The organism is Gemmata obscuriglobus (genome assembly GCF_008065095.1).
Classification (GTDB): domain Bacteria; phylum Planctomycetota; class Planctomycetia; order Gemmatales; family Gemmataceae; genus Gemmata; species Gemmata obscuriglobus.
Window position 1 is genome coordinate 5,660,736 of sequence record NZ_CP042911.1, and the last position, 25,108, is coordinate 5,685,843.

Consider the following 25,108-nt stretch of genomic DNA (forward strand, 5'->3'; position numbering starts at 1 on the left):
TCGTGGACGCGACCACTGCGTGTACGGGACGTACCTGTGTTGCCGGTGGTCGATCCTGCGGGTGTTCGTTCGGGCCGCGAGTGGGCGTCAGCGGTTCAACGTGCGGGGCGCGTGGAACGCGGTCACCCGGACATGCGTGTCGGTCACCAACACGACGGTAGTGAACACCGATACCATGTGCGAGCTACTCCGCAAGATTGCGGCCCTCGGGTCGGTCGGCCCGGTCACGGTCGTGCTGGACAACGCGCGCTAAGAGCGGAACAAGGTGGTGCAGGCGCGGGCGGCCGAGTTGTCAATCACCCTGTTGTACCTGCCCAGCTATTCGCACAACCTGAACCTCATCGAACGCCTCCGACGGCTCCTCAAACGCAGGAGCGTTTACGGCAAGTACCGTCCCAACTTCGCCACCTTCAGGGCCGCCATCGAGGACACGCTGAGCCAACTGACCACCGCCCACGCCGAACCGTTGGCCGCGCTCATGACACTCCAATTCCAGGAGTTCGAAGATGTCTCACTCCTGACCGAGTAAAGTATATCTCGCTTGCAACGCCACAACCCGAACAGCGGTGCATCCCAAATCAGACGGCGGTGTCAGCAGGCGCGCCGGGTTCGGCGTCTTGCCAAACGTCGATGAAGCCTTGGCCGTCTATCATAAACCGCCAGCCCGGCGGCAGGCCGAGGAACGGGACGGCGAGGCGGCAGTAATCTGCCATGTGCTCGACGCACAACGGCTGGTAGAAGTCGGCGGCGTCCGACCACTCGCCGCCGGCGTAGATGTACCATCCGCACGTTGTGTCGGTCGGGGCCAGCCGGACGCCGTGGATCGGGATGCGATCGAGCGTCGGGATGGCGAGCCCGACCTTCGATCCCGGCGCGGGCGGCTCGAACCCTGCTCCGTAGGTGCGGCAGATACGCTGTTGCAGTTCTTGCAGCGGCTCCACCTCTTTGCCCTCCGCCGACGAAAATAAAGCTGACCTGCCGGCTGGGCACGAGCGAGCAACACGTTCCAGAAAGCCTACAAGCCCCGCCGGTTTGGTGCTGCGACTCGTTCGGCGTCCGAGTCTCCCGCAACCGAGGGCTGCGGAGGACGGACGGCCAGCACGATCGCCCCGTGCAGTGTGCCCGCCAGCAACCCGCCAAGCAAGCAAAACAGGTCGAACCCGATCGCCCCGTTGGGCAGGTCGGCGCCCGCCACCAGCGGCCCAAGCGGCCCGCCGACGGCGACCGCACCAACCGCCCACCAGAACACGTACCGGCCGTGGATGCGGCGGGCCTCGGACTCGGCCCCGATGCCCCGCCGCAGGGCTCGGCCGACGAAGAAGACCATCGCGGTCATCACGGCATGATCGCCGAGGTACGACAGGTACGCTTCCACCATCCGCGCCCTCTTCTTGGATGAACAAACAGCACAGCGGCCGCGCATCGCAATCGGTGCGAGAAGCAAGCTCTGTGCAGCGGTGCGGTGCCGCGGCGGGTTCGGACTCTACGCCTTCCGGTCACGGAACGCGCCGCGAACGTCCGGGCTGCCGGCGGTGACCAACGCCCAGACGCCGATGGGCAGCCCGAGGATCAGGCGCGGGGAGACGCACGGCACCATCGCAGTGATGCTCCCGGTGCGCGCGAGCCCGTAGGCATCCAAGCGGAGCAGGTTGAGACCGCCGGCGAAGGTGACGAGCCCGGCCAGCGCGTGGAACAGACCGATGACACCTTCCGCTCCGCCCAAGTTCATCCCACCCACCACGAACGCCATGACGGCGATGAACACGCCCAACCCGCTGTTGATGAGCCCGACCAGCATCAGCGCGATGGCCGGCGGTTTGACCCGGCGGAGTGCGGCGGCGCGATCGACCAGCGGACGCTCGTCGGTGTCATCCCGCGACCGCTTCCACGGCTTCGCTTCATCACCATCCATTCAACCCTCCATTTATCGAGCATCAGTCTCACCGGCCACGCACAACGCGACCCGGTCACGAAGTACGTACTCTCCCGCGGTCTGGTGCGGCGCCCGGTTCGCACCGGAGATTCAATCTGACGGAATAATTGCGGGCAAGAGAACCGCCGCGACGCACACGATGAACGTCATCACCCCAACGGCTGCAACGGCCAACGCCGGGATGATCCGCCCGCCGGGCAGCCGCGCCCGGACCCAGCCGGCGTACACGACGACCAACAGCGCAACGGCCCCGGTGCCGATCATCGCGGCCGGTCCGGCGCCGAACCGCCCGAGTGGCATGAGCATACGAGTCAGCACAGGCATTTCGACGCCGGTGGCCGCGAGTTTGTCGAACACGCGAACGAATCGAGGCAAGACCGCACTCACGAACACCACCGTCAGCAGCCATCCACCACCAATGATCGCCGCACCGGCGGCGAGTGGCATGGGCGCGCCACTCGGCCGAGGAGGCGCAATCGGCTTCGTCAACGCATTCGCCACGGCACGCCCTCTGATGACCTAACAACCAGTAAGCTCACCGGCACTGCACTTAAAATGGAGCGAGTCCATCCACACTACCTGGCGGTATCGGGTGTAGCGCCGGGTTCGGCTGAGCCGCCTGCCCCTTGGCCCGTAGTCCCCAGCCGGTCGGGAAGCGGGCGGAACCCGTCCGGCCACTGATCCGGTGGCCGGACGGGACGCCGGCGCCACGCCAGGTATACCGCTCGCACGATTCCCCACCCGACAAACGCGGGCAAGGCCCCGACGACCGGCGGCAGGGTGAAGTGCGCGCGACACCCAAGGACGGCCCCGACCACTCCCGTCACGAGGAAGAAGGCACCGAGCACGAACGCCAGCGAGGCACAGACCTTATCGAAGACATTCACTCGACGAAGACTCCGGGGCCGACAAACAGGTCACCGGCCGCGGGGCCACGCGCTCGGTGCTAGAAACAACGTATTCAATCGCGGTCCGAAGCAGAGCCGGGTTCGGCGCGACCGCCTCACCGGAAGAAGCCGACCAAGATCGAACCGGGCGCCGCCTCCGCCGCCCGTAACCAGCCGGCCACGGTAACGAGTGCCGCCCGCTCCTCGGCGTCGGCCACCGTCGGCAGCAGCCGGCCGAGCGGGGCTGATGCCGCGAGCATGGCACCCGCCGACCAATGGCCGAACTCCAGCAGCCGGTCCCACGGCGGTCGGAGAGGTGGCGCGATGCACCACAGATTGACGAGCGACAGCGGCACACCACCGGCCGTAAGAATACCGTCCAGGCGATTGAACCACTCCACCCGGCAGGGACTGAAGTAGTTGTTGCTGGCCCACGCACCGTAGTACCGGCACACCAGCTCGAACGCGGTGGCGTACAGCCCGGCGTCATCCTCGTCCATGCTCGGGCGGCTGCCGATCAGCTCGGCCACCGCCCCGGCAGCGGTCGGCCCCTCCCAGCAATCGGGGTCGCCGGTCTCGAAGTCGCTGTCGAGTTGCTCGATGTCCTCGGCGAACGACTCCAGGATATCCGTGACAAGCTCGCGATCCCCGCTCCCGGGAGCGGCCAGAACCTCATCACGAGGCACCAGGTACGCCGTCAGACCCTGGCTCACGTAAAGCTCTCCTCGGTCCGCGGCTTCAACGCCGCATAAACAACTCAACCGCACCGCCATCACCGGATGAGCGGTGCGTCACAAGCCCAACGGCGGTGTCAGGTGTAGCGGGGGGGTTCGGCATGCCGCGCTCACCGTAGCCGCTCCAGCCGCGAGACGGTGAGCCGCCACCCATCGGGCGAGACGTACACCGGTCCGCACGTCTCGGCGTCCAGGTGCGTGTGCTGCGCCGGCTCGGCGCGGGCCACCCGCAGGATCTGTTCCGCCAGCCACACCAACCCAGGGCACGTGCCAACCAACTCGACCTCAGAGAACGTGTCGGGGCCGGCCGTAGGACGAACTGTAACGGCCAGTTGCGGTGCGTCTTTCGCCTCCGCCGGGTTAACCACTTCAACGAGTCCGAATCGTGAGATGGAAGGCCCTTCCAGGCGCGTGCCATCCGGATGGCCAAAATGTTCGCGATGGTTTCTCGTCACGGCACCGCGACCGACTTTGAAATTGACCTGACTCCGGACCTCGTTGTTCCAATTTGTTGCGTCCGTCCGAACCAGAATGTTGCAAATCAATCCTCGGTACCGAGACGGTCCGCTCAAGACTGGACCGAACAGCCCGTAGAAGAGTTGCCCGTCGAAGAGATGGCCTTTCACCTGGAAGTAGAACGGCGTTTCGTCCTTGCAAACGTTGTAAACACCGTCGCTTGAAGCGATCACCAAATCGTCCTGTGGCGTCAGCCGCAGGACGGCGCCGATGTCCGCGATGACAGACATATTATCCTACGAACAAACAGCACCCCTGTACCGCAACATCCCGAGCGGCAATGCGTCCCAATACCGCGATCGGTGTCAGGCGCGGCGCCGGTTTGAGTTCGCCGCCCTCAGCCACCGAACAGACCGATTGCGGCCCCTCCAAAGCCAAGAGCGGCACCGCAGCCGCAGATAGCCCGCGCGGCCAGCGGATAATCCCGTCCGAACCAGCCCGCGATGTCCGGATCGGCCAACCAGCGGGTCGGGCCAAAAGCGTATACCCCGCAGAACGTGCCGCCCCCGACGCCCGCCAGGACCATTGCCCCAGCCTCGCCGCCAACCGCTCGCAAAACGGCCCAGACGGCGGCCTCGGCCAGGGGCATCACGACCAAGGCGCAGACCACCGATTGCGCGGCGGGCGACAACCCGCCCGTTCGACTCCGGCTCCGATCCGACATTCAGGAAACCTCTCTGTGCCGAACAATCAGATCACCGGCTACACACGTTGCGACACGGGTTAAAAACTCCGCACTCCACAGCGGTCCGGTACAGGGCCGGGTTCGGCCTCACGGTGACATGCCAGTACCGGCGACATTCAGGTTGAAGGACAGTATCACCGCCCCTTTGAGGGGGCTGTTGGCCTGTTCCCGCAACTCCAACATTCCGGTCCTTGGGTCCACCGCCACGGCGAGATGGACGACTCCTTCCAGGTCCGCCAACAGGCACCGCCGGAACGTCCCATCTTTTTTGGGTGAGTAGACGGCGACTTTCTTGTAGGAGTTCCCAATGCCGGTGTGGGTATCGATCACCCAGAACACCTTCTTGTCGTACTCCACGCGAGAGTACGTGATTGTTCCGGGCTTCTCCGCGACCTCCCGTTGACACTGCTCGAACGTCCCGGCCGCCACCTCCTGAGGGGGCGTGGGGAGGAGAAGGGCTTCGGCGGAGAACTCTCGGGGAACATCCGCGTACACGCCGCGCGTGACGCACGAGATGGTGAGTGCCGCGACGGCAATGAAAATGCGCACGTTCGCTCCTGCTACGAAAGGCCCAACGCCTCTTACGCCAAAACTACTGCTAGCTCGTGAGACATCGCACACTAAACACGGGACCATCTCGCCCGCGCGCTGCACGCGATCGGGGCTGAACTCGATGTCCCGCTCCGACAGCTCGAATGTGATTAGATCAGCACGCCACCGAGGCGCCAAGCTGTGAGCGGGCGCGATTGCTCGATTGAGGGCGCCGCCATCGGGCAAAGAAATTCGTACCGCCTGAGTCGCGCAGTTCAGGGCTAACGTGACGAGCCCCCGGAGAGTGCGACTGCGGTGGGGACGCCCCACACCCAAGTTCGCAGCGATATTCGAGCAGGTGGAGCATCCGTTCTAACTGGCACCAACCCGGCGTTCTGCACAGGCCCCCGATGCACCCGCCGGCTTCTTCGCTCCTTCCTAGCGGCGCCTGTTCCGCCCACAGAACCGCCAAAGGTAACCAGGCGGGACGGGAAGCAGTACCCGACGCAGTGGCAGACGGTGTGTAAAACCGAAACAAGGCAAAACGTGGCGAACGGAACGTTGTTACCGAATATGCTAGGTGATCGGCGACTTTAGACCGAGGTGATGAGCGGACCTGGGAGGACCGAAAGATCAAGAGATGCGGGTCGTCTGCGGTGATGGACGTGTTGGCAAGTCCGAAAGGCGGGTCGGTACTGCACCGGCCCGCCGGGGCTCCGGTGTCTCGGCTCAGTGCCCACTGTCATCGATCGGCGGAGCGCCGCCGGCGCTGCGGATGTCGTTCTGTTTAGGAGGGCCACTCTTCTTACCAGGATTGCGACCGGACCGGCCGCTGCCACAGCCCTGTCACTGCGAGGGAAGCGGTAAGCCCTGCAGTTCGGACAGTTCGAGCCGGGCGAGCCGGATGGACGACTCCAGGTCCTCGCGGTGCTTGGCCGCCGCGGTCGCGTCGCCCCGCTTGTCCGCCTGCTCGGCTAACAGCCTGTAGGTCTGCCGGGAGGACTCGATTTCCGGCTCCCACACGTCGCGGTTCTGCCCCTCGAGCCGCATCAGCCAGGTCATGTAGTACTGGCTGTTGGCCTGAGCGGACCGGGCGTCGGCCAGTACCTTCGGATCTGCGCCCCCGTCCGCAGCCATCTCGTCCACCAGGGTACGGAGTTCGCTGTGGGCCTCCGGGAGCTGCCTCGCGAGCATCTGGGCCTTCGCCTTCTCCAACCGAATTTTGCGCGCCTCGGCCCCCCGCCCTTCCGGGAGGGCCTTCAGCGCCAGGCCGAACTCTTCGACCGCCGAAGAGTAGTCTTCGGCCGCGACCGCCTTCTCAGCGGTGCGGAGGTGTCGGGCGGCGAGGTCGAGCTTCCGCCCGTCCACCCCCGGCCCGAACCAGTGAGCGACTGCGGCGCCGACGCCGAGCAGTAGCCAGCCGGTTAAGAACAGAACACGGATCGCCATTAAGACGCCCTCCGAACAGAATGGGAATGGGAAGCGAAACCGAGACAACGGACAAGCTAACGATACCGGATCTGTGCCGCCCCGCGAACTGTTTTCGCGGGAAGTGACCCGCGCCTCTTGGCCCGTCCCAGGGTGCCCCTTCACGCTTCACCCACCGCCGTCCGCACCCTCACCAACGCCCCGCCGATAACTGGTCCCACGCGGGCCACACGCCGCCCGTGTTCGCACGCCAGATTTGTCGGCGTCTTGCCGGAGCAACTTGCGCGGCCGGTTTGCGGGGTTGTGCCGGTGGAAACAGATGAGATTAGCGGGGGCGCAAAAGCACGAAACCGCACCAACCGTCCCAGCCGTTGCAAAAGGCGTGTCGAAGCCAACGAGGACGGGCCGGTCCACCCGAATCAGGGTTGCCCTCCTCACTGCTTCTTCACATTTCATTCCTATAGATAAGTTTTGACCCGCCCTCGCCCTCTCTCGCAGATGACCGCTTCAACAAGCTCGCCCTTCTGACATTCGGCCGCAGTTAAGACAAAGTTCCAAACACTTGATCTATTACTTTTTAACGTCACTCGCCCTTCTAGAGGGTCCCATGCTGCGCTGTTGTGCCGTCGGGCTGCTCCTTCTCGGTCTGCCCGCGCTCGTCGGGTGCTCTGGTAACAGCAAGACCGCCGGCAAAGTCTCGGTTTCTGGTAGCGTCTCGGTCAAGGGCGTTCCGCTCGCGGACGGGGTGGTCCTGTTCGAACCGCTGGAGAAGCAGAACACGTCCGCGTCCGCTGTTCTGGTCGGCAGCAACTTCTCGATCAGCGCGGCGAACGGCCTCCAGCCGGGGATGTACCTGGTGCGCGTCTCGACGAGCGGCGAGGAGAACAAGCCGGTGGACCCCAACGCCCCGCTGACCCCGAGCGGCAGCAACCTGCCCGGCAGCAACAAATCGGAAACGAAGAAGCCGACCATTCCCCCGGAATGGGGCGGGAAGTCGAAGCAGCAAGTGGAAATCAAGGCCGACGGGCCGAACAAATTCGACTTCGACATCAAGTGATCCGCCCGGCCGCCGCGCCCACGGCCCTCGGCCGGGGAGCGCGGGGCCAACTTCGCCCATGCCCTCCCTCTATCCGTTGCGTCCTTTTTTCCAGGAGGTGCTCGATGCGTGCTCACCGAAGTGCGTTCACGCTAATCGAACTGCTCGTCGTCATCGCCATCATCGCCATTCTCATCGGGCTCCTTCTGCCGGCCGTGCAGAAGGTCCGCGAGGCCGCCGCCCGGATGAGCTGCCAGAACAACATGAAGCAGCTCTCGCTCGCGAACATGAACTACGAAAGCACGTACCAGAAGTTCCTCCCGGGGGTGAGCCAGCCGGGCGGCTGCTGCGCCGGCACGTGGATCGTCCCGGCCATGCCGTTCATCGAGCAGCAGAGCCTGTACGCCCTCGCGCAGCCGAACTTCGGCGTCGCCAACTACGGGAGCAACGCCACCGTGGTTCAGACCCGCCTGAAAACGCTGACCTGCCCGAGCGACACCCCGGGCCTCGTCGGCAGCAACACCCTGCACAGCTACGTCCTCAACGCGGGCAACACGAGCTTGTACCAGCAGAACATCCCGAACGGCTGCACCGGCGGGACCACCATCGGCACCGGCTGCACCACGTTCGGCGGCGCGCCGTTCGGCTTCTACGGCGACCCCTCCAACGTGGCCAACAACAACGACGCGGGGTACGCCCAGACCGGCAAGCAGTACACCATCGCCAGCATTTCCGACGGCACCAGTAACACCCTCGCCATCGCCGAGATCCTGCAAGCGCCGGGCGGGTCGGGCGACTACCGGGGCTTCCTCTGGTGGGGCGGCTCGGCCGGCTTCACCACGTTCCAACTGCCGAACAGCAGCAGCTCGACCGACGTGATCACCGGCGCGGGGTGCGGCCCGGGCAACGCCCTGTACCCCTGCACCACGACGAGCGACGTCAACGCGCTGCCGCGGCAGCTCGTCGCCCGGTCGCGGCACACGGGCGGCATCAACGTGGCCCTCTGCGACGGGAGCGTGCGGTTCGTGAGCAACAGCATCGACCTGCCGACCTGGCGCGCCGCCGGGAGTTCGCAAGGGGGCGAAACGCTGCCGCTGCAGTAAGAAGCGGCCTGTGGAGAAAGTTGATATCGCCAGAGCCCAAGCGGGCCGGGGTGCTCCCGGCCCGTATCCGTTTGAATGGGCAAATCAAACGGAAAAGTTCGCCGTTCGCCTCCGGCACAGCAGTTCACGCCACTGCGCCAGCTTCACCCGGCCGATCAGCGCAGCCGCCTCCATGTTCACGTCGCCCGGCCGGCGGTAACGCACCAGCACATCTCCTCACAGCGGCCAGCACCGCGGCTACGCCAGCCGCGTAGCAAAACCGAGTAGCGGGCGGTGCAAAAATCAAATTCATGTTAACAAAATAAACAAAACGTACGATTACCAGATCCATATCGAACTAGGGTTTCCCCTTTGGCAATCTGGGGGCACCTGTCGGTAAGCTTCTTTACATCTCTTGACAACCTGTCAACGGGAGTTGAGGCAGTACCATGAACCCGCACGAGCAGTTGCTCGCTGACATCGATGCCTGGCTGCAGAGCATCCGCGGTGAGGCATGGAACAGCCCGGGATTGCTTGCGATCCGTGTCGAGGCGTGGCTGTTGCGGTTCCACGGCGGTGCCGCGTGGGCGGTGACCCCGTCCCGCTCTCCGGAAGGCGGGCACGTCCGCATTTGGATTGATGCCCTTGGCTCCGCCCCCCCGACGGTCCGGCACCTCATGATTCGTAACGGGCGGGTCGACGTTCCCCTCGAAACATTTTCCGCCTGACGCGTACCCTCGGCACGCAACCGGTTTTATTCACGATCCGGCTGGTTGTGTCTGTTTCTTGTGGCACAGGCATGCCTGTCTGTACGGCGCCCCAAGATCGGACAGGCAGGAATCAGTAGTTGCCACGGTGGTTGAGCGGCGCATGAGTTTCCTTGACAATGGTTTGTGCTGCCAACCCATTGAGCGGAGTTCGCCATGCGCCGTTCCCGATGTACCGCCGTCGCGGTGCGGAGCCAACACGCCTGGGCGGGCGCGTTGGCCGACGTGCTGCACTTGACCGACGGTCCGTCGGTGACCCGGGTGGCGGTGGCCCGGTGCCTGCTGGTCGCGTCGGCCCTGCGGGTGGCCCTCTCGGCGGTCGCCCGGCGGGTCGCCGCCGTGGGCCGGGAGACGGTCCGCAAGGCCCTGGCCGGGGATCTGCCGCGGGACCGGGACACCCTGGAACGGTACCTGGCGGCCGGGTTCCGTCGGCACCTCCCGCGGTCGTTCCAGGAGCACCCGATCCCGATCGCCATCGGCACCCACCCGCGGCCGTTCTACGGGGACTACGAGAACACACCCGGAGTGGTCGGGGGCAAACCCAAGGACGGGGCCAAGTGGTTCTGGGGGTACGCCACGGCGGTGGCCCTGGTGCCCGGTCACCGGCACACCCTGGGGCTCACCGCGATGCGCCCCGGGGACACACCTGACGCCCGGGGAGAGCGGCTCCGGGCCCAGCTCGGGTGGGCCGGGGTGAAGGTCCGGTACGTGCTCCTGGACCGCGGGTTCTACTCGGCCCGGGTGGCCAACGCGCTGGCCCGACGCCCGCTCCGGTTCATCATCCCGATGGTGCGGCGCGGCAAGGCGGTGCAGCCGTTGTTCCGGCGCGGCACCCGGGGGTGGTTCGAGCACACCATCCGGTGCCGCAAGTGCCGGGCCGATTCGGCCACCGTGCGGGTGGCGGTGGTGCCCGGACCCGACGGCCGGCGGCCGCTCGTGTTCGCGTGCTCCGACGGGTTCGACCGGTTGCCCCGGGTGGTGTAAGTGACTGTCCCATATGTGAGATTTATGCCACCGTGTGGTATTGAAACTCGGCGTCGCCCCCTTTCGGCTCAAGCCGGTTGAGCATCAGGTGGATCATGGCCAACTTGACGAACGCCTCCGACGACCGCACCGTCTTCTCCCGGTCCTTGGACAACCGCCGGCACGTCCCCAGCCAGGCGAACGTCCGCTCCACCGTCCACCGCCGCGGTAACTTCACCCACCCCTTGGCCCCGTCCGGGCGGCGGACGATGACCAGCTCCCACCGGGCGTTCGTCTCGACCCACTCGTACAGGGCGTAGTTGTGGTACTTGCGGTCGGCGAACACCCGGCGCACCTTCCCCATCGGTTGCTCGTCCAGCCGGCCGAACAGTTCGGCCGCCGCCTTGGCATCATCGACGCTCGCGGCCGTCACCAGCACGGCCAGCAGCAACCCCATGGAATCCACGAGGATGTGCCGCTTCCGCCCGTCCACGTTCTTGGCGTTGTCCCGGCCCCGCTCCTCGCCGCCGGAGGTCGTGTCCACCGACTGGCTATCCACGCTCGCGGTCGTCCGGGGCGAGTACGGCCTCTCGGCGGTGCGGACCTTTTTGCGGAGAAGGTCATGGATCGTGTCGCGGGTGCCGTTGTGTCGCCACTCGTCGAAGTACCGCCCGACCGTGGACTTGGGCGGGAAGTCCTTGGGCCGGTACCGCCACTGGCAACCGGTCCGCAGCACGTAGAAGACCGCGTCGGTGACGTCCCGCAGGGCGGTGGTGCGGGGACGGCCGCCGGGGTACACGGGGATGTGTGGCTCGATGAGCCCCCACTGCTCGTCGGTCACGTCGCTCGGGTAGGATTGGGTTCGCATGGACCATTCTACCCACCCAACCGCCACATATGGGACAGTCACTTAGACTACCGCACCCGGTTCGGTATCGAGACCAGCTACCGCCAGTTGGGCGAGTGCCTGGCCCGTACCACCAGCGACGACCCGATGTACCGGCTGCTCCTGGTCGGGGTGAGCCTGCTGATCCGCGCGTGGTGGATGACCGAAAGCACCGGTACACTCGCCACCACCTGCTGGGACCTGATCATCATCTTCACACCCACCACCACCACCACCACCACCACCACCACCACCACCACCACCGGACCAATGGCGCAAACCCCAGCAGCGACCGAACTACCGAATACGCCGTAGCCGTGGCAACTACTGAGGAATGCCTGTGCCGCAAAGGCACAAACCAACACAGGCGCCCACAACCGGACCGCTCTCGGACACGTTCAGCATCTCCCTAAGCGTACGTTCACCTCGCGACATCCCTACTGCACGGAACCAGCACCGATGGTATAGCCGTCCCTCCGATGTGACGCCCGATCTGCTCGACCGGGCCGCGGGCCGGGGAGTGCTACAACCCCGGTCCGCGCTGTTACACGGCGCACACAGCCGCGATCGCCCAACTTGTGGCAACTAGATCACCGCGGCTGAATCGGGCTTCCAACCGAGGGCCTACTTTGCCATCATCTCCACCGGACGCAAGATCGTCCTGCCGGAGCAGATGTCATGCCGTGGGATGGTAGCCAAGGCGGTCATGACCGAACGTCAGCAGCAGGTGCTGCAAGCGCTGGTCGTTTCGCGGTCGTGTGCGCGCGGGTTGGCCCACCGCGCGGAAATCATCCTGCTCGCGTTCGATGGTCTCAAGAACGAAGAGATCGCCCAACAGCTCGGGTGTGATACCGAATCCGATTGATCCGTAACCCTCTCCAATGGGTGGAGGGTGAATCATGGCGCAACTACCGGTAGCTTCGCACCTGACGGTGGAACAGATCGATGAGCGGTATCGGACCTGCTCGGACGCCGCGGAGAAGAGCCGCTGGCACGTGGTGTGGCTGGTGTCCCGCCCGGAGCGCCCGATGTCAGCGACCGCGGCGGCCAAACTGGTCGGGTTCACCCCGGCTTGGGGGCCGGCCATCCTGAAGCGGTAAAACGCCCATGGCCCGGACCGGCTGACCGACCGGCGGCGGGACAATGGGACCCGGTACAAGCTGGATCCGCCGCAGCAGGCGGCCCTGTTGGCGGCGCTCCATAAATCCCCACCGGACGGGGTGGGACCGGCCCCAAGGTGGCCGTGTGGGTCCGCGAGCGGTTCGGGGTGGAGGTGGTGAACCAGACCGGATGGCAGTGGCTCAAGGAACTCGGGTTCCGGCTGGTGGTGCCGCGCCCGCGGCACCCCAAGGCGGCCACACGGGAGCAGCAACAGGAGTGGCTTTGACGGGCTGGCCCAGCGGCTGACGACGTTGCGGCGTGAGAACCCGGACAAGGACGTGGAGTTGTGGTGCGAGGACGAGCTGCGGCTCGGGCTCAAGCCGGTGGCCCGGCGGGTGTGGGCGTTGCACGGGAAACGGCCCACGAGTAGCGGGCGGCACCGGTTCGAGTCCGTGTTCGTGTACGGGTTCGGGCACCCCACCAGCGGTCGCAGCCGGTTCCTGGTCCTGCCTAAAGCGAATGCCGTGTGCATGGTTCAGGCCCCGGCAGACTTTGCCGGGTGGGCGGACCCGGGTCGACGTAAGGTACGGGTGCTCATCGTGGATGGGTCGGGCGGGCACACGGCCAAGGCGTTAGTAATACCGCCCAACGTAGTGCTCCACCGGCTGCCCCCGCCCCGCACCCCGGAGCTGCAACCGGCCGAGCACCTATGGCCGCTCGTCCGTGAAGGCGTGGCCAACCGGGTGTTCGACACCCTCGAGGGCCTCACCGCCACACTCACCGCCCGGTGCCAGAGGCTCACCGAGCACGCCGCCGTCGTCGCCGGGGCCGTCGGGTTACACTAGGCCATCGAACCTGACGGCCACAGATCAATCTGACCTATCATGATCTATAATACAATTAAATAATATTACAATTATATTGTTGAAAATTCTTTCAAGTTTACGCATGATAGTCACCCACTCTACGTGTGAACTTGGGGGAGTTCGCCGCACTCATGGCATGGGGATTCCGACAGGATGATCTAGTGCCGGGGCTCGCAATTTAACTGCCGCGATACAGTTTCGTCCGTGCAGGAATGTCCGTTACTCAGGGCCGGCGTGTGCTGCAGGGGGGGGCGACTGGGTCCATTACAACGGTTGTACCGCCGGCGCGCCGGGGTCGAAAAAATGCTAGAGTCGTCCAGTTCCGGAAAAACCTCGCTCGCGCTGCGACGCTACCGATCCACCTCCCATATCGGACCTGAGGTCGGTAGCCAGCGGAGGTTCACCCAGGCCCCGAGTTCAACCGAGGGCGCGATGCACCGCTGGCGAAGCATGCTACGATTCCGTACCAGATCCGAACTGCCGCGATACCGCGCGCGGCTGTTCGTCGAACGGCTTCAGGAACGTGAGCTGCTCGCGCCCGTCGTCACCTCGCCGACCTTTGCGCCGCCGACGGACCCGTACCTCCAAGTCACCGAGGGCGGCAGCCTCGTCATCAGCGGTAACCCGACGCTCGGCGGCAACTCGTTCGACGTGTTCACCCCGGTCACTTCGACCCTCACCGCTACCCTGAGTACGCCGGCGGGGCTGCTCGATGTCGACGAGGCCCTCGCTTCGTCCCTGAATGTTGCTGTTACCGGCGACGGCACCGCGATCGTGCAACTCGTCGGCGGCAGCACTGCCATCAGTAGCCTTCTCCAGGCCGGGTTCACGTTTACGGCCTTTCCGGGGGTGGGGGGCGATGTGCCCATCGGGTTGGCGGTCATCGACAGCGCGGACTCGATGACGGACGCCGGCCTGCTGACTGTGCAGGTGCTGCCATCCGCGTCGACCCTTTACGCGTTCTGGGATGCCACAACCGAGATCCGGCTCCCAGACCGCCCGTTCGCGTTCCCGCCGGATTTCCTCGCGGTTTCGACGGGGTTCGACGCCGACGGGTCGGAGACGCTCGCGCTCACCATCACTCTCATCGCCGACGACGCGCGGCTCTCCGGTGGGTTCGCTCTGTGGGCGGGGGGCACGGCCGTCACGCCCGCGGGGCCGGGAGAGTGGAACCTCTCCGGGACCAACCCGCTGGCGTTCCGGGCGCTGCTCAACTCCCTCGTCCTGGTCCCGCCGGCCGGGTTCAGCGGGCGAGCCACACTGAAGGCTGCCGGCACGGTCACTGACAGCGAATCCTACTTATCCGATGGCAGCACCGCCAGCGACTCCAAGCAGGTGTTCCCGGTGACGGCCGGCCTGCGGTTCTTCGCCCCGGCAGTGGTACTGGCCCCGGCGGTGCTCGGCCCCGGCGGGGGGGAGCCGTTCAGCCTGGCGGGGCTGTACAAGGTAGTCGACCCGGCCGAGTTGCCCGAAGACACACACACACTCACCATCACGCCCGGCGTGGGCTCGCTCACGTTCGATCCCGCGACTGTTCCGGCCGGCTTGTCCGTGACCGCGAGCGGCGCTGCGCTCGTGCTCTCCGGTGAGCTGGCGGACATCAACGCGTTCCTGGCGACGCCGGGCGGGATCACCTACTCGACGAACGATCCGCTGTTTATCGGGCAGCTCCCCCTCGTCTTCGAACTCCAGAACCTGCCGGGCGTGGTCGGCGGATCGGGATTTGTGGGCAGCCAGTTCATCAGCGATTACCCCCCGCCGACGGTCGCGCTCGTCGCGCTCACTATCGCGCCGCCCCCCGGTCCCGGAACCCCGCCGCCGGGCACCCCGGGTACCCCGCTCTCCGGTCCCGGGCTCCCCGCCGCGCCGGCCCCGACCATCGGCCCGGGCGGCCCCGGGGCTCCGCCCCCGCTCGGCGCCCCGCGTGGGCCGAACGTTTTTGCACCTCCGGCAGGTCCGGTGGGTCCGCAGGGGCCGGTGGGTCCGCAGGGGCCACAAGGCCCGCAGGGTCCACAGGGCCCACAAGGCCCGCAAGGCCCACAAGGCCCGCAGGGTCCTGCCGAACGCGCGAGCGCGCGCGAGGAAGGGCAGCGTGACGCCGGGCGCGAGGACGAGCAGCGGAGCGCGCGCGAGGGCGAGCGCCTGGCGTACCTGGGTGCGACCGGGGGGGGCACGCGCGGGCCAGACGGTCCGCAGGGCCCACAGGGCCCGCGCGGCGGTGCCGTGCCACCCGCGCACAACCAGCCCTTTTCGAAGAACGATGCGCTGCCCGTGTACCTTGGGGCGGACGGGCGGCACCCGCTCCCGCCGGTGCTCCCGCTCGACCAGTCTCGTGCGGTTACCGGGTTCAGCGAGTCCGCGGGCGACAGCTTGGGGCTCGTCGATCGGATCTACCGTGAGGCGACCGGCGCCGACCAGCAGGTGCTCGTCGCGCTGGTCGGTTTGAATCCGGAGACGCTCCCGTCGACGAACGTTAACCCGAATGCCGTTACGCCGACCGCCCTGCCCGGGGGAGAGCGGTCCCCCGATGGGGGACCGGCAACGACCGTTCCGGTCGAACCGGTTTCCGCCTCGGTGTCGGCGCCCGACCACTACGCCTACGCCGCTGCCGGGGTGCTCGGGACGGTTGTGGGGTGGTGGGCACGCGGGTACGTTGCCGCACTGTTCCGCGCCGGCCGCCGTCTCTTCAGTCCCACCCACCGCCAACCGACACAGGGGAACGCATGACCCCGCCCTTGCCGAACACGCCGCACGACCAGACCGCCGTGAGCCAGCCGCGCGGGCAGGCCGCCGACGACACCGAGCGCGACGCCGCGGCCACCGCCGCGGACGTGACCGTGGTGCGCGTGCGACCGTCGGCCATGACCGTTACCGAGATCATGGACGTGGGGGAAGGCAGCAACTTCGGGAAGTACCAGCTCGACGGTGAACTCGCGCGCGGCGGAATGGGGGTCGTTTACAAGGCCCGGCAGAAGGGGCTCGACCGGCTCGTCGCGCTCAAGATGATACTGGACACCGGAACAGACAAAGAGGCCGCCCAGCGGTTCCTCCAGGAGGCCCGGGCCGCCGCCGCCCTGGACCACCCGAACGTGGTTCCCATCTACGACATCGATGAGATCGGCGGCAAGCCGTATTTCACGATGGCCTTGATCGAGGGGCCGAACCTCCGCGGGTACATCGACGCGCACCCGGCCGCCCCGATCCCGATGCTGGTATCGCTGTTCCTCCAAACCGTGAGCGGGGTGGCTCACGCGCACCGGCACGGCATCGTCCACCGCGACCTGAAGCCCGCGAACGTGCTGATCGACAAGGACGAGCGGCCCCGGGTCACCGACTTCGGGCTCGCCAAGCGGGCGTCCGCCGACGCCCAACTGACCACCACCGGGCAGGTGGTCGGCACCCCCGCGTACATGGCCCCCGAGCAGGCCCGCGACAGCAAGGAGGTCGGCCCGGCGGCCGACGTGTACTCGCTCGGCGCGATCCTGTACTTCATGCTCACGGGCACGGCCCCGTTCCACGCGGACAGCGTCACCGACCTGCTCATCAAGGTGGTGATGGAGCCGCCGGTGCCGCCCCGCGAGCGCCGTGCCGACATTCCGGCCGATGTTGAGGAGCTGTGCCTCCGGTGCCTGGCGAAGGCGCCGGCGGACCGGTTCGCCGACGCCCAAGAGCTGCTCGTGGCGCTCGGCCCGATCGCCGACCAGTACCTCACGCCTTCGACCAGCATGACCCCGTCGGCGGCAAAGATCCCGTTCCCGAAGGCCCGTAGCGTGCCGTCGCTGGGCCGCGTGCCGCTCGCGAACGTGGCGGACTCGGTTCCGTCGCTCGGGGCCGCGCTGGCGAAGCCGATACCGGCCGCTGCTCGGCCGGCGCCCCCAGCCGCACCCGCGGCGCCGGTCGAACCGGCGCCCCAGGAGTGCCCCGGGCGGCGCACCAAGAGCGGTAAACTGGTGGCGTTCGCCCTCGCGGGTGTGGCGGCGGTGCTGGCGTGCGTGGCCGCGTTCCTGTTAACCCGCGACAAGCCGAAAGCGGCAGACCCCGAGCCGCGTCCGGTCGAGGCGGTCCAGCAGGCGGTCGGCGAGGCGGTCGCATGGCCCGGCATCGCACGCAGTGATTTCGAGCTCAAGGTGGACCTGTCCGCCCCGGCGGCGAAGAAGGCGGCCGACGGCTCGCTGCAACTGGTACCCGGGACGCCGATGAAGTTGCATTTGAAGGCCGCAGCGGACTGTCGCGTGTCGGTGTGGGTGCTCGAACCGGGCGGGCAAGTGACCCGCCTGTTCCCGAACGACAACGAGCTCGACGACCGGCTGACCGCCGGCACGGAGCGGGTGGTTCCCGGGAACGCCAGCTACGTTCTCGAAAGCCTTCCGACGGACGGTCAGGGCCACGAACGGCTCCGGGTGATCGCGACGACCGGGGACCAACCCGCGTTCCCGCCCGGCGCCAAGAGCGGCCGGTTCACCACGTACTCCACCCCGCAGGACCGCGCGGCGCTCGTTTCCACCGTTCGCGGGGTCGTCGTCAAGAAAGCTGGCGCCGCTCCCACGTCCCCGGGGGCGGTTTCGGAAGCGGAACTCCTGTTCCGCGTTCAGAAATGACCACACCTGGACCGCCCCCGGGTGTTGTGTCTGCGACCGACGTTTTATGGGCGGTTAGCGGCTGAGCTTGTCGGCCCCGGGCGTCGGCGCTTGGCCGATGGTCGCCAGCGCCTGCGTCAGGAAGTCGGTCGCGAGGAGTTGCACCCGCTTGTCGATCTCGGCGCACGCGGCGTCCCAGTCCGCTTGCGGCGTTCCGGGCTTCCACGGCTGGCACGATACCTCAATGTACGCCTTGGCCTTGGGCTCCGTGCCGCTCGGGCGGAGGCACACCTTCGCCCCGATCCCGTCCCCGGTCAGCCGGAAGATGAGGAAGTTGCGCGCCGCCTTATCCGTGTCACCCTTGAACGGCCCCATCCGCCCGCTCTCGTCCTGAAGGTCTTCGAAGCCCGTGACCGGCAGGCCGCCGATCGTTTTCGGCGGGCTGCTCCGGAGCGCGTCGAGCATGCGCCCCATGTTCACCTTGCCTTCGAGGCCCGTGAGCACGATGTTCAGCAGCTCGTTCCGGAAGTACCCGAACTGGCGGTTCAGCTCGTCGAGGTACGTGACGAGCGTGCTGCCCTGGCGCTTCTGGTAGAGCGCCGCCTCGGCCAGCAGCAGCGCGGCGCAGGCGGAGTCCTTGTCGCGGACCCCGGCGGTCGCCATGATCCCGTGGCTCTCTTCGCTCGCGATGACGAAATCCTTGAGCGTGCCGCGGACGTCGCCGAACTGGCCGGTCGATTCGATCTGCCACAGGGCGTCGGCGTGGTACTTGAACCCGACCAGCAGGTCCGCGATCGTCTGCGCCCCGAAGTGCCGGCCGATGCGGGCGACCTGTCCGGTGGTCACCTCCGTGGTGATGACGATGGGTGCGGCGGGCAGGGAGCCCGAGCGCGCGAGCTGGGCCAGCTTGAAGTGCGTGAGCAGGGCCGCGATCTCGTTGCCCGTCAGGAACCGGAACGTGCCCTTTCCGTCCGGCGAGCGGTTCGCCATGCCGCCGAGCCGGTCGGCGTCCGGGTCGGTGGAGATGATGAGGTCGGCGCCCGTCTCCAGCCCGACCCGCTCGGCCCGGTCCATGCACTCGGGCACCTCCGGGTTCGGGGTCTTCGTGACGTTCGGGAACTGGCCGTCCGGGGTCGCCTGCTCCGGCACCGGGATCGGCCGGAACCCTTGCGCTTCCAGCACCTCGCCGGCGCAGAACCCGCCGCACCCGTGCATCGGCGTGTACACCACCCGCAGCTCGTCCGCCTTCGGCACGCCCAGCACGCTCTCGTGCCGGCACAGGTCGATGAACGCCCGGTGCGGCGCGTCGTCGAGGAACTGCACCTTGCCGGCGCGGACCGCGTCGGCGAACGGGACGTGCTTGATCGCCGTGACCTGATCGACCATCTCGCTCATGAGCTGGTCCTCGGGCGGGACCAACTGGCTGCCGCGGTCGTCGTAGAACTTGCTCCCGTTGTCGTCGGGCGGGTTGTGGCTGGCGGTCATGTTCAGCCCGCCGTGCGCCCGCAGGAACCGGACGGTGAACGACAGCTCGGGGGTCGGGACGTACCGCTTGCTGTCCGGCGGGAGGATGTGCGCCTGAATGCCGTTGGCCGCGTACACCCCGGCCGCGTGCTGGCAGAACTCGCGGCTGGACAGGTGCAGCACCGGGTTCGGCAGGGCGGGGTTGTAGACCTTGCGCTTGTCCTCGAACTGGCGCACGTCGAACGCGAGCACCACCTTCAGCGGCGCGACGCCGGGGAACCGCTGGCGCAGGTACTCGCAGTGCCCTTGGACGCTGGCGCCGAGGGTCCACAGGTTCATGCGGTTCGGGCCGATGCCGACCGCGCCGCGGCGCCCGCCGGTGCCGAACGGCATCACCTGGTAGAAGGAGTCGAGCAGAACGGACCACGCGCCGGCGCCGCACAGGTGCTCGATTTGGGGGCGGTAGGCCGCAAAGTCCGGGTGTGTGAGCCAGGTCTCGAGGTTGCCGAGCGCCTTCTCTTTGAGCGCGGCGTCGGCGTCGATACCGGCGAACCCGGCCCGGGCGTCAGAAAGCAGATCCATGTATGCGTCCTCGCGGGCGGCGCGAGGTCTTTGCGACCCGCGCCGGGAGGGTTTTCTACCGGCGCCCGGCGCCAGAGACTACTGCGCCGCCCGCGATGCGGAAGAGGAATTCAGGGTGTTTACGATGACCTCGTCGGTGCCGTTCGGCGGGGTCGAGCCGGCCGCCGGGTCCACTTTCACACGGATCTTGAGCGTGCGCCCCGGTGTGAGGTTGGCGGCCGGGATCGTGTGCGTGAACGGGCTCACACCCGGGGCCGGGACAACGGCCGTGTATACGACCGAGGGCGGAGCGCCGGTCGTGTCAAGCAGCGTGATCTCGTAGGGCAGGTCGTTGCGGTTCGTGGTCATGGTCACCGTCAGAGCTGTGTTCGCCGTGACCGGGCCGGCGGCCGGCGACGTGATGGCCGGTGCCGCGTCGACGAGCAGCGCGGTGAACTGGGCCGGTGCCGAACTCTTTTTGGCGGCTTTCTTTGCGGCCGGCTTTTTGACCGCTGGTTGCGTGGCCGCGGTCTTCTTGGCGGCCGGTTTCGGCGCGGCGACTTTTTTGGCGGCCTGCCGTTTCGTCGCAGAATTAATAGTAGGTTCCTTGGGCTGTTTGGGCACGGTAAAATCCCTTGATGAGCATAGGGTAAGGGTTGTGATGTTACGGTTTCGGGGCCAGCTTAGTCACCGTCAGGTTGCGGACGACACAGTCGCACGAGTGGCAGTAGATGCCGATTCCCTTGCCGAGGTAAGGGGGGCGGAACGTGTATTCCGATAGCGCTGGGCCCAGCCCATTGAATGGCAGCGCGCTGTTGAGGTCCACGCCAATAATGCCTGCGGAAAGTGGTCGAATCGGGTGCCCGTCGACCTCCCCTTCGATGGCGTCCCCGCGGACATCGATCCGCACTTTCGCGAACCGCAGCTTTTCGTTCTTGTTTTCCGGGTGCCAGCGTGACCACGCCCGCAAGTGGTTGCCAGTGAGTCCGTTCTCGTGGCGCGCCCACCAGTACCTCTCGAAGGTGCCGGCGAGGCGGCGCTCCGCATTAACGAACTCGGGGCCAATGGTTGCTGCGAAAAACGATTCGTGTTTGAACGGCAGGCCTTCCCACAGTCGCCGGCCGACGTAAATGCCGGCTCGCGCATTGACTGTGGTGTTGAACGTTGTCCCGATCATGGCCTCGACCCGGTAGTCGGGCGGAAGCTCTTGGTCAAGGATGTTCGCCATCCCGGTGCCCGTGTGTGAGAACTTGACGTAGTTGTCGATCGTGTCGCGCATCAGCGTGTGGTCCGGCTCGTTAACCGGTTCGATCAACGGGAGCCCGGTGTCGTCGGTAATCGCGACCGGCCCGCCGGCTGCGATTCGCTCACCGAATGAGGGTTCTGGAGGCCGTCGCTCGGTCGGAGGTGGCTCGTCTTGGGGCGGCTTCTGCAGAAGTAATGCGGCTGTCGTGATTACTGCGACGAGGGCAATCGCGGCGGCGATGAGTACGCGACGGCTTCGCCACCAGTGTAGCGGTTTCTCGGGCAAGGTTGCCTGACGCGCGGCCGCTTCGGCTTGAGACTCGAGCAGCGCGCGAACCGCTTCGTCGCGGCGCCAGCGGTCGAGGTCGTCTGCCAACTCGGCGGCGGTCGGGTATCGGTCCCCCGGGCGCTTGGCGAGGCACTTGAGTACGATCGCTTGAAGCGCCGCGGGCACGTCCGCATACAGTGCAGCGGGCGGCACCGGTTGTGCCGTGCGGATCACGTGATACACGTCGTGGTGCCCGTCGTCGGCGAACGGGCGGTGCCCGGTCAGCACCTCGTACAGGGTCACGCCCAGCGCCCACACGTCACACGGAGCCTTGTAATCCTGCCGCCGCCCCAGGGTCTGCTCGGGGGCCATGTACATGCGCGTCCCCAGCGGCAGCGCGGTGAGCGTGAGGTCCGACTCGTCGCCGAGACACTTCGCGAGCCCGAAGTCCGCGACCAGCGGTTCGTCGTCCGGCCCGATCAGGATGTTGAGCGGCTTCAGGTCCCGGTGGATGATCCCCTGGTCGTGCAGCGCCTGGACCCCGCGGGCCACCTTCGCCAGTAGCGCCGCGGCCGCGCGGTGATCCTTACGAAACCGCTCGAGGTGGCCGTTGAGTGTGCCGTCCGCGACGAACTCCATGGTGCAGTACGGGAACCCATGCCAGTTGCCGGCGTCGTACACCGGCACCACGTTCGGGTGCTTGATCTGGGCGAGGGTGCGGATCTCGCGCAGGAACCTCTCGTGCGCGATCTCGTCGCTGGCGCCGCGCGGGCTGATGAGCTTCAGCGCCACGAGCCGGTCGGTGGCCAGGTGGCGGGCGCGGAATACGACCCCGGTGCCCCCCGAGGCAACGAACTTTTCCACCACGTAGCCCGGGATCTGGGGCAGTTGGAACGTATCCTCGGGTCCGCGGTTCATGACGATTCGGGCAGCGGTATCTGTTGTGTCTTCGCTCGCGTTGACGGGAGTAGGTGGCGAGTCGGGGACCGGGAACGACGCGAGTGGCTCCGGGGCACCGGTCTCGGTTCCGGCGGTGAGGGGGATCGGCACGGGCGGCCTCACTCGGTAAAGGATTGGACGTAAAGAGCGGGATTGGGTGCGTTAAAGTCGTTTACCTGCGACCCGCGCATACAAGTTCCCCGAATCATAATCGACGGGTGCGCGATGGGAAGCGTGCGATTGTGAAAAACGACTCTCACGCACCACGAACGGTCTCAAACGTGTTCATCACCGCACTCCCGGGCGCGGCCGGGCGCTGCGGATTTTATCAGCGGATCACCGCCGCTTGGCGGTGACGGAAGCGGCGCGCGGCCAGTGCCGAGGGTTCGACGGTGATGTGCTCATGGACGCTTCCCGATCCGCGGCCGTGAGCATATTGACCTGACTCGGCCGATGTGATCGGGTGCTCCAGGCCCGGTTCGCCGTGCCTGGGGCCTCTCCTCTTCAAATGCGGTGGGCGAGCCGCTGAAGTTCGGGCCTTACGGCGTTCGCCGTTCTCCAACAGGTCGTTTCGCTCGAACGCCGCAACCGGCCTATTTCGGTTTCACATCGACGCGGTGGGTGGACGCGCCCACCGGTCCCCACGGACAGTTGGGAAAGCTCAGCTTCACCTTGGCCGCCTCCACCCCGGCCTTGACGCCGTCCGGGACGGTCACCCGAGCGAAGAACTTGTCTCCACTGTCGCGGTCGGTGAGGTTGACCGTCACGGTGATTGGTTTCGCTCCGGCCACGAGCGGTTCGAACTCGATTTCCGCCACCGGCCCGGCCCCCTTCGGTACTTGGTCGTTCGAGAAGGCGGTGAAGCTGCCCAGGCCGATCCCCGGCGTGCCGACCTGGACCGTGAATTCGGCCGGTGCGGCGGCGTTCAGCAGCGATCGGCCCGAGACCCACGGGCGGCAGACCACCTCCGCGCCGCCGAACAGGAGCACCTGCGCGGTCCTCGCCGCGTCCCCCCACCAGAGGTCACCCAGCGCCCTCTGGAGGGGGCGTCCCTTGGCTTGCGCGAGCACGTCCGCGGCCACGCTCCCGGTTTCGAGGTACAAGACGGTGAGCACCTCAATTTTGTGCGTCGTCCCACCGGGCTCGGTCAACTCGATTCCCGTAAACGTGAGCGCGCGCCGCGTTCCGGACGTGTGGTCCCGCTTGGGGCGGGCGAACTTCTCGCCGTCGTCCGTGAGGTCGCCGTTGCCGTTGCGATCGACGTAGAGCGTGGTCCCGTCTGACACCGCCCAAACCAGAAACTTGGCTTCGGGGCCGAACGCCAGGAGCAGGTACCGCGGTTCGCCGACGTACTTCGGTTCCTTCTGGATCTTTCGCTCGATCGCTTTGAGCGCATCGGGCACCGGCGCGACTGTCTCCTTGTCCTTGAGAGCGCGGAATTTGCGGACGGTCCCCGTGTCCGCGTTCTTCAGCTCGAATTCGGTGCGGTCTTTGGCCCAGGTGAGCTGGTACTTACGCAGCGCGTCCTCGGGGCGCACGCGCACGCTCTCTTCACCGGCCCACCGGTCGGTTACCTGATAGGTCAGGGTGCCGTTCTTCAACTCGTACCGGCCCCGGAGCGTGGCGTTCGTGTCGACACCCGGGCTGCGGAGGTGGACCTGCCACACCAGATGCTTGCCGTCCACGAACCGGAGGGTTTCGGTCCGCACAGCTCCGTCGCCTGCGGCGGTGGATTGCCACGCGCCTTCAAGTAACTTCTCTGGCAAGCCGGCTTGCGGGTCCGGGGCCAACGCGCGGGCGACGGGCTTCGGCGCCGGCGGAGCGATCGGTTCGGGCGGCGCGGTCAGGTACCAACCGGCAGTTGCGGCCCCGGCGAGGGCGAGCGCGGCGAAACAAACGAGCGGTCGGAACACGGGAAATCCTCCAGTAGCAAGTGCGGCGACGGCCGGCGTGGGCGGGGCGGTACCCGTTGCGACGGCGGCGGTGTGCGCGCTCCAATTCGGGGCCGCGGCCACGGGCGTTTCGAGCAGCACCGGAAGGAGCCCGACCGCGAGCGCGAACCCGCGCCGCGCGAGCCGGGCGCGCAGCTTCTCGCGGCCCCGCTCGAGCCGGCCGCGGAGCGTCGCGAGCGGCCAGCCGAGCCGGGCCGCCGCCTCGTCCCGGGTGAGCCCTTCGAGGTAGCACAGCACCAGCGGCGCGCGGAGCGGTTCGGGGAGCGCGGCAAGGGCCTCGTCGATCACCAGCCGCGCGTCCTCCCAGCTCGGCGCTGGCGGTGCGGCCGGGGGCGATGAGCCGGGGAGCGGTTGCACCCGTCGGCGCCGGCGCCGGGCCTTGCGGGCCACACGCACCGCCACCCCGTGCAGCCACGCGCCCAGCGCGGACGGGCGGCGAACCCGGGCCGCGTTGCGGGCGAGCAGTAAGAACACCGCCTGGGCCGCGTCTTCCGCGTCTTGGGTGTGCCCGAGCACCCTCCGGCAGGTGCCCAGAACGGTCGGCGTGTACCGGCCGACCAGGGCGGTGAATGCCGACTGGTCTTCACCCACGATGAACCGATCCAGCAGCTCCGAATCGGCCCCTTCGCCCAGTTGTCGCACGAACGACCCGAACGGCATGGCTGTCCTCCCGCTTCGGCCCATTAG

26 protein-coding genes are annotated in these 25,108 nt (G+C 67.0%); 13 read left to right on the top strand and 13 right to left on the bottom strand.

Annotated elements, in window-relative coordinates; translation table 11 throughout:
- Nucleotides 1-19 precede the first annotated feature (19 nt).
- A complete protein-coding gene (locus tag GobsT_RS23685; protein ID WP_010038874.1) occupies nt 20-253 on the top strand; it encodes a hypothetical protein in 234 nt (77 codons plus the stop codon).
- 12 nt (nt 254-265) lie between these two features.
- On the top strand, nt 266-529 hold the full coding sequence (locus GobsT_RS23690) for a transposase (protein ID WP_010038871.1): 264 nt from the start codon (nt 266-268) through the stop codon (nt 527-529).
- A gap of 49 nt (nt 530-578) precedes the next feature.
- Here the strand turns inward: GobsT_RS23690 and GobsT_RS23695 are convergent, their stop codons facing one another.
- The 8 genes from GobsT_RS23695 to GobsT_RS23730 all read right to left on the bottom strand — a co-directional run bounded on the left by GobsT_RS23695 (nt 579) and on the right by GobsT_RS23730 (nt 6,735).
- The gene (locus GobsT_RS23695; protein ID WP_010038868.1) at nt 579-941 is read right to left on the bottom strand and encodes an immunity protein Imm33 domain-containing protein; all 363 of its coding nucleotides are present in this window, start codon (nt 939-941) and stop codon (nt 579-581) included.
- Nucleotides 942-1,015: 74 nt separating this feature from the next.
- Nucleotides 1,016-1,378, bottom strand: coding sequence for a hypothetical protein (locus tag GobsT_RS23700; protein WP_010038865.1), 363 nt, complete (start codon nt 1,376-1,378; stop codon nt 1,016-1,018).
- A 105-nt stretch (nt 1,379-1,483) separates the two neighbouring features.
- Nucleotides 1,484-1,912 carry a hypothetical protein gene (locus GobsT_RS23705; protein ID WP_010038863.1) on the bottom strand — a complete coding sequence of 143 codons (429 nt, stop codon included), beginning with the start codon at nt 1,910-1,912 and terminating at the stop codon, nt 1,484-1,486.
- Nucleotides 1,913-2,023: 111 nt separating this feature from the next.
- Nucleotides 2,024-2,380: a hypothetical protein gene (locus GobsT_RS23710; RefSeq protein ID WP_010038860.1), complete on the bottom strand. Its 357-nt coding sequence runs from the start codon at nt 2,378-2,380 to the stop codon at nt 2,024-2,026.
- Nucleotides 2,381-2,936: 556 nt separating this feature from the next.
- Nucleotides 2,937-3,533 carry a DUF7691 family protein gene (locus tag GobsT_RS23715; RefSeq protein ID WP_010038855.1) on the bottom strand — a complete coding sequence of 199 codons (597 nt, stop codon included), beginning with the start codon at nt 3,531-3,533 and terminating at the stop codon, nt 2,937-2,939.
- Between the two features lie 131 nt (nt 3,534-3,664).
- Nucleotides 3,665-4,300, bottom strand: coding sequence for a hypothetical protein (locus tag GobsT_RS23720; RefSeq protein WP_010038854.1), 636 nt, complete (start codon nt 4,298-4,300; stop codon nt 3,665-3,667).
- Between the two features lie 542 nt (nt 4,301-4,842).
- Entirely contained in the window at nt 4,843-5,304 is a 462-nt protein-coding gene (locus GobsT_RS23725) for a hypothetical protein (protein ID WP_010038849.1), read from the bottom strand.
- Between the two features lie 828 nt (nt 5,305-6,132).
- A complete protein-coding gene (locus GobsT_RS23730; RefSeq protein ID WP_010038847.1) occupies nt 6,133-6,735 on the bottom strand; it encodes a hypothetical protein in 603 nt (200 codons plus the stop codon).
- Nucleotides 6,736-7,321: 586 nt separating this feature from the next.
- Here GobsT_RS23730 and GobsT_RS23735 point away from each other — a divergent pair.
- The 4 genes from GobsT_RS23735 (at nt 7,322) to GobsT_RS23750 (ending at nt 10,583) form a co-directional block, all read left to right on the top strand.
- Nucleotides 7,322-7,771 (top strand): hypothetical protein, encoded by a 450-nt coding sequence (locus tag GobsT_RS23735; RefSeq protein WP_010038846.1) that lies wholly within the window; start codon nt 7,322-7,324, stop codon nt 7,769-7,771.
- 104 nt (nt 7,772-7,875) lie between these two features.
- A complete protein-coding gene (locus GobsT_RS23740; RefSeq protein WP_010038845.1) occupies nt 7,876-8,853 on the top strand; it encodes a DUF1559 domain-containing protein in 978 nt (325 codons plus the stop codon).
- 428 nt (nt 8,854-9,281) lie between these two features.
- Nucleotides 9,282-9,560 carry a hypothetical protein gene (locus GobsT_RS23745; RefSeq protein WP_010038837.1) on the top strand — a complete coding sequence of 93 codons (279 nt, stop codon included), beginning with the start codon at nt 9,282-9,284 and terminating at the stop codon, nt 9,558-9,560.
- Between the two features lie 195 nt (nt 9,561-9,755).
- Nucleotides 9,756-10,583, top strand: a complete 828-nt coding sequence (locus GobsT_RS23750; protein ID WP_010038836.1) for a hypothetical protein — start codon at nt 9,756-9,758, stop codon at nt 10,581-10,583.
- 22 nt (nt 10,584-10,605) lie between these two features.
- Here GobsT_RS23750 and GobsT_RS23755 read toward each other — a convergent pair whose 3' ends face one another.
- On the bottom strand, nt 10,606-11,430 hold the full coding sequence (locus GobsT_RS23755; protein WP_010038832.1) for an IS5 family transposase: 825 nt from the start codon (nt 11,428-11,430) through the stop codon (nt 10,606-10,608).
- Nucleotides 11,431-11,517: 87 nt separating this feature from the next.
- On the opposite strand from GobsT_RS23755, the gene GobsT_RS38085 reads away from it, so the two are divergent.
- From GobsT_RS38085 to GobsT_RS23790, 7 genes are all read left to right on the top strand, one after another.
- On the top strand, nt 11,518-11,763 hold the full coding sequence (locus tag GobsT_RS38085; protein ID WP_010038831.1) for a hypothetical protein: 246 nt from the start codon (nt 11,518-11,520) through the stop codon (nt 11,761-11,763).
- Between the two features lie 391 nt (nt 11,764-12,154).
- Nucleotides 12,155-12,313 (top strand): hypothetical protein, encoded by a 159-nt coding sequence (locus GobsT_RS23765; RefSeq protein ID WP_174263817.1) that lies wholly within the window; start codon nt 12,155-12,157, stop codon nt 12,311-12,313.
- A gap of 34 nt (nt 12,314-12,347) precedes the next feature.
- Nucleotides 12,348-12,548, top strand: a complete 201-nt coding sequence (locus tag GobsT_RS23770) for a hypothetical protein (protein WP_010038828.1) — start codon at nt 12,348-12,350, stop codon at nt 12,546-12,548.
- Nucleotides 12,549-12,685: 137 nt separating this feature from the next.
- Complete coding sequence (locus GobsT_RS23775) at nt 12,686-12,835, top strand: winged helix-turn-helix domain-containing protein (RefSeq protein WP_010038827.1); 150 nt, start codon at nt 12,686-12,688, stop codon at nt 12,833-12,835.
- Nucleotides 12,836-12,860: 25 nt separating this feature from the next.
- Nucleotides 12,861-13,394, top strand: a complete 534-nt coding sequence (locus GobsT_RS23780; RefSeq protein ID WP_010038826.1) for a transposase — start codon at nt 12,861-12,863, stop codon at nt 13,392-13,394.
- A gap of 471 nt (nt 13,395-13,865) precedes the next feature.
- Nucleotides 13,866-16,142: a hypothetical protein gene (locus tag GobsT_RS23785; protein WP_029600843.1), complete on the top strand. Its 2,277-nt coding sequence runs from the start codon at nt 13,866-13,868 to the stop codon at nt 16,140-16,142.
- A complete protein-coding gene (locus GobsT_RS23790) occupies nt 16,139-18,013 on the top strand; it encodes a serine/threonine-protein kinase (RefSeq protein WP_010038820.1) in 1,875 nt (624 codons plus the stop codon). Before GobsT_RS23785 ends, GobsT_RS23790 begins: the two co-directional genes overlap by 4 nt.
- 54 nt (nt 18,014-18,067) lie before the next feature.
- Here the strand turns inward: GobsT_RS23790 and GobsT_RS23795 are convergent, their stop codons facing one another.
- The 4 genes from GobsT_RS23795 to GobsT_RS23810 all read right to left on the bottom strand — a co-directional run bounded on the left by GobsT_RS23795 (nt 18,068) and on the right by GobsT_RS23810 (nt 25,081).
- A complete protein-coding gene (locus GobsT_RS23795) occupies nt 18,068-20,038 on the bottom strand; it encodes a phospho-sugar mutase (protein WP_010038818.1) in 1,971 nt (656 codons plus the stop codon).
- Nucleotides 20,039-20,116: 78 nt separating this feature from the next.
- Nucleotides 20,117-20,641, bottom strand: a complete 525-nt coding sequence (locus GobsT_RS38935; RefSeq protein ID WP_010038816.1) for a hypothetical protein — start codon at nt 20,639-20,641, stop codon at nt 20,117-20,119.
- A gap of 40 nt (nt 20,642-20,681) precedes the next feature.
- Complete coding sequence (locus GobsT_RS23805; protein WP_109570902.1) at nt 20,682-22,448, bottom strand: serine/threonine protein kinase; 1,767 nt, start codon at nt 22,446-22,448, stop codon at nt 20,682-20,684.
- Nucleotides 22,449-23,062: 614 nt separating this feature from the next.
- Entirely contained in the window at nt 23,063-25,081 is a 2,019-nt protein-coding gene (locus tag GobsT_RS23810) for an RNA polymerase sigma factor (protein ID WP_010038813.1), read from the bottom strand.
- Nucleotides 25,082-25,108 lie beyond the last annotated feature (27 nt).

Coding starts and splice junctions, on each gene's coding strand:
- GobsT_RS23790 (WP_010038820.1), top strand. CDS start 16,139: ATGACCCCGCCCTTGCCGAACACGCCGCACGACCAGACCGCCGTGAGC.
- GobsT_RS23740 (WP_010038845.1), top strand. CDS start 7,876: ATGCGTGCTCACCGAAGTGCGTTCACGCTAATCGAACTGCTCGTCGTC.
- GobsT_RS23785 (WP_029600843.1), top strand. CDS start 13,866: ATGCTACGATTCCGTACCAGATCCGAACTGCCGCGATACCGCGCGCGG.
- GobsT_RS23710 (WP_010038860.1), bottom strand. CDS start 2,380: ATGCCACTCGCCGCCGGTGCGGCGATCATTGGTGGTGGATGGCTGCTG.
- GobsT_RS23705 (WP_010038863.1), bottom strand. CDS start 1,912: ATGGATGGTGATGAAGCGAAGCCGTGGAAGCGGTCGCGGGATGACACC.
- GobsT_RS23730 (WP_010038847.1), bottom strand. CDS start 6,735: ATGGCGATCCGTGTTCTGTTCTTAACCGGCTGGCTACTGCTCGGCGTC.
- GobsT_RS23795 (WP_010038818.1), bottom strand. CDS start 20,038: ATGGATCTGCTTTCTGACGCCCGGGCCGGGTTCGCCGGTATCGACGCC.
- GobsT_RS23720 (WP_010038854.1), bottom strand. CDS start 4,300: ATGTCTGTCATCGCGGACATCGGCGCCGTCCTGCGGCTGACGCCACAG.
- GobsT_RS23805 (WP_109570902.1), bottom strand. CDS start 22,448: ATGAACCGCGGACCCGAGGATACGTTCCAACTGCCCCAGATCCCGGGC.
- GobsT_RS23765 (WP_174263817.1), top strand. CDS start 12,155: ATGACCGAACGTCAGCAGCAGGTGCTGCAAGCGCTGGTCGTTTCGCGG.
- GobsT_RS23770 (WP_010038828.1), top strand. CDS start 12,348: ATGGCGCAACTACCGGTAGCTTCGCACCTGACGGTGGAACAGATCGAT.
- GobsT_RS23735 (WP_010038846.1), top strand. CDS start 7,322: ATGCTGCGCTGTTGTGCCGTCGGGCTGCTCCTTCTCGGTCTGCCCGCG.
- GobsT_RS23700 (WP_010038865.1), bottom strand. CDS start 1,378: ATGGTGGAAGCGTACCTGTCGTACCTCGGCGATCATGCCGTGATGACC.
- GobsT_RS23755 (WP_010038832.1), bottom strand. CDS start 11,430: ATGCGAACCCAATCCTACCCGAGCGACGTGACCGACGAGCAGTGGGGG.
- GobsT_RS23750 (WP_010038836.1), top strand. CDS start 9,756: ATGCGCCGTTCCCGATGTACCGCCGTCGCGGTGCGGAGCCAACACGCC.
- GobsT_RS23745 (WP_010038837.1), top strand. CDS start 9,282: ATGAACCCGCACGAGCAGTTGCTCGCTGACATCGATGCCTGGCTGCAG.
- GobsT_RS23810 (WP_010038813.1), bottom strand. CDS start 25,081: ATGCCGTTCGGGTCGTTCGTGCGACAACTGGGCGAAGGGGCCGATTCG.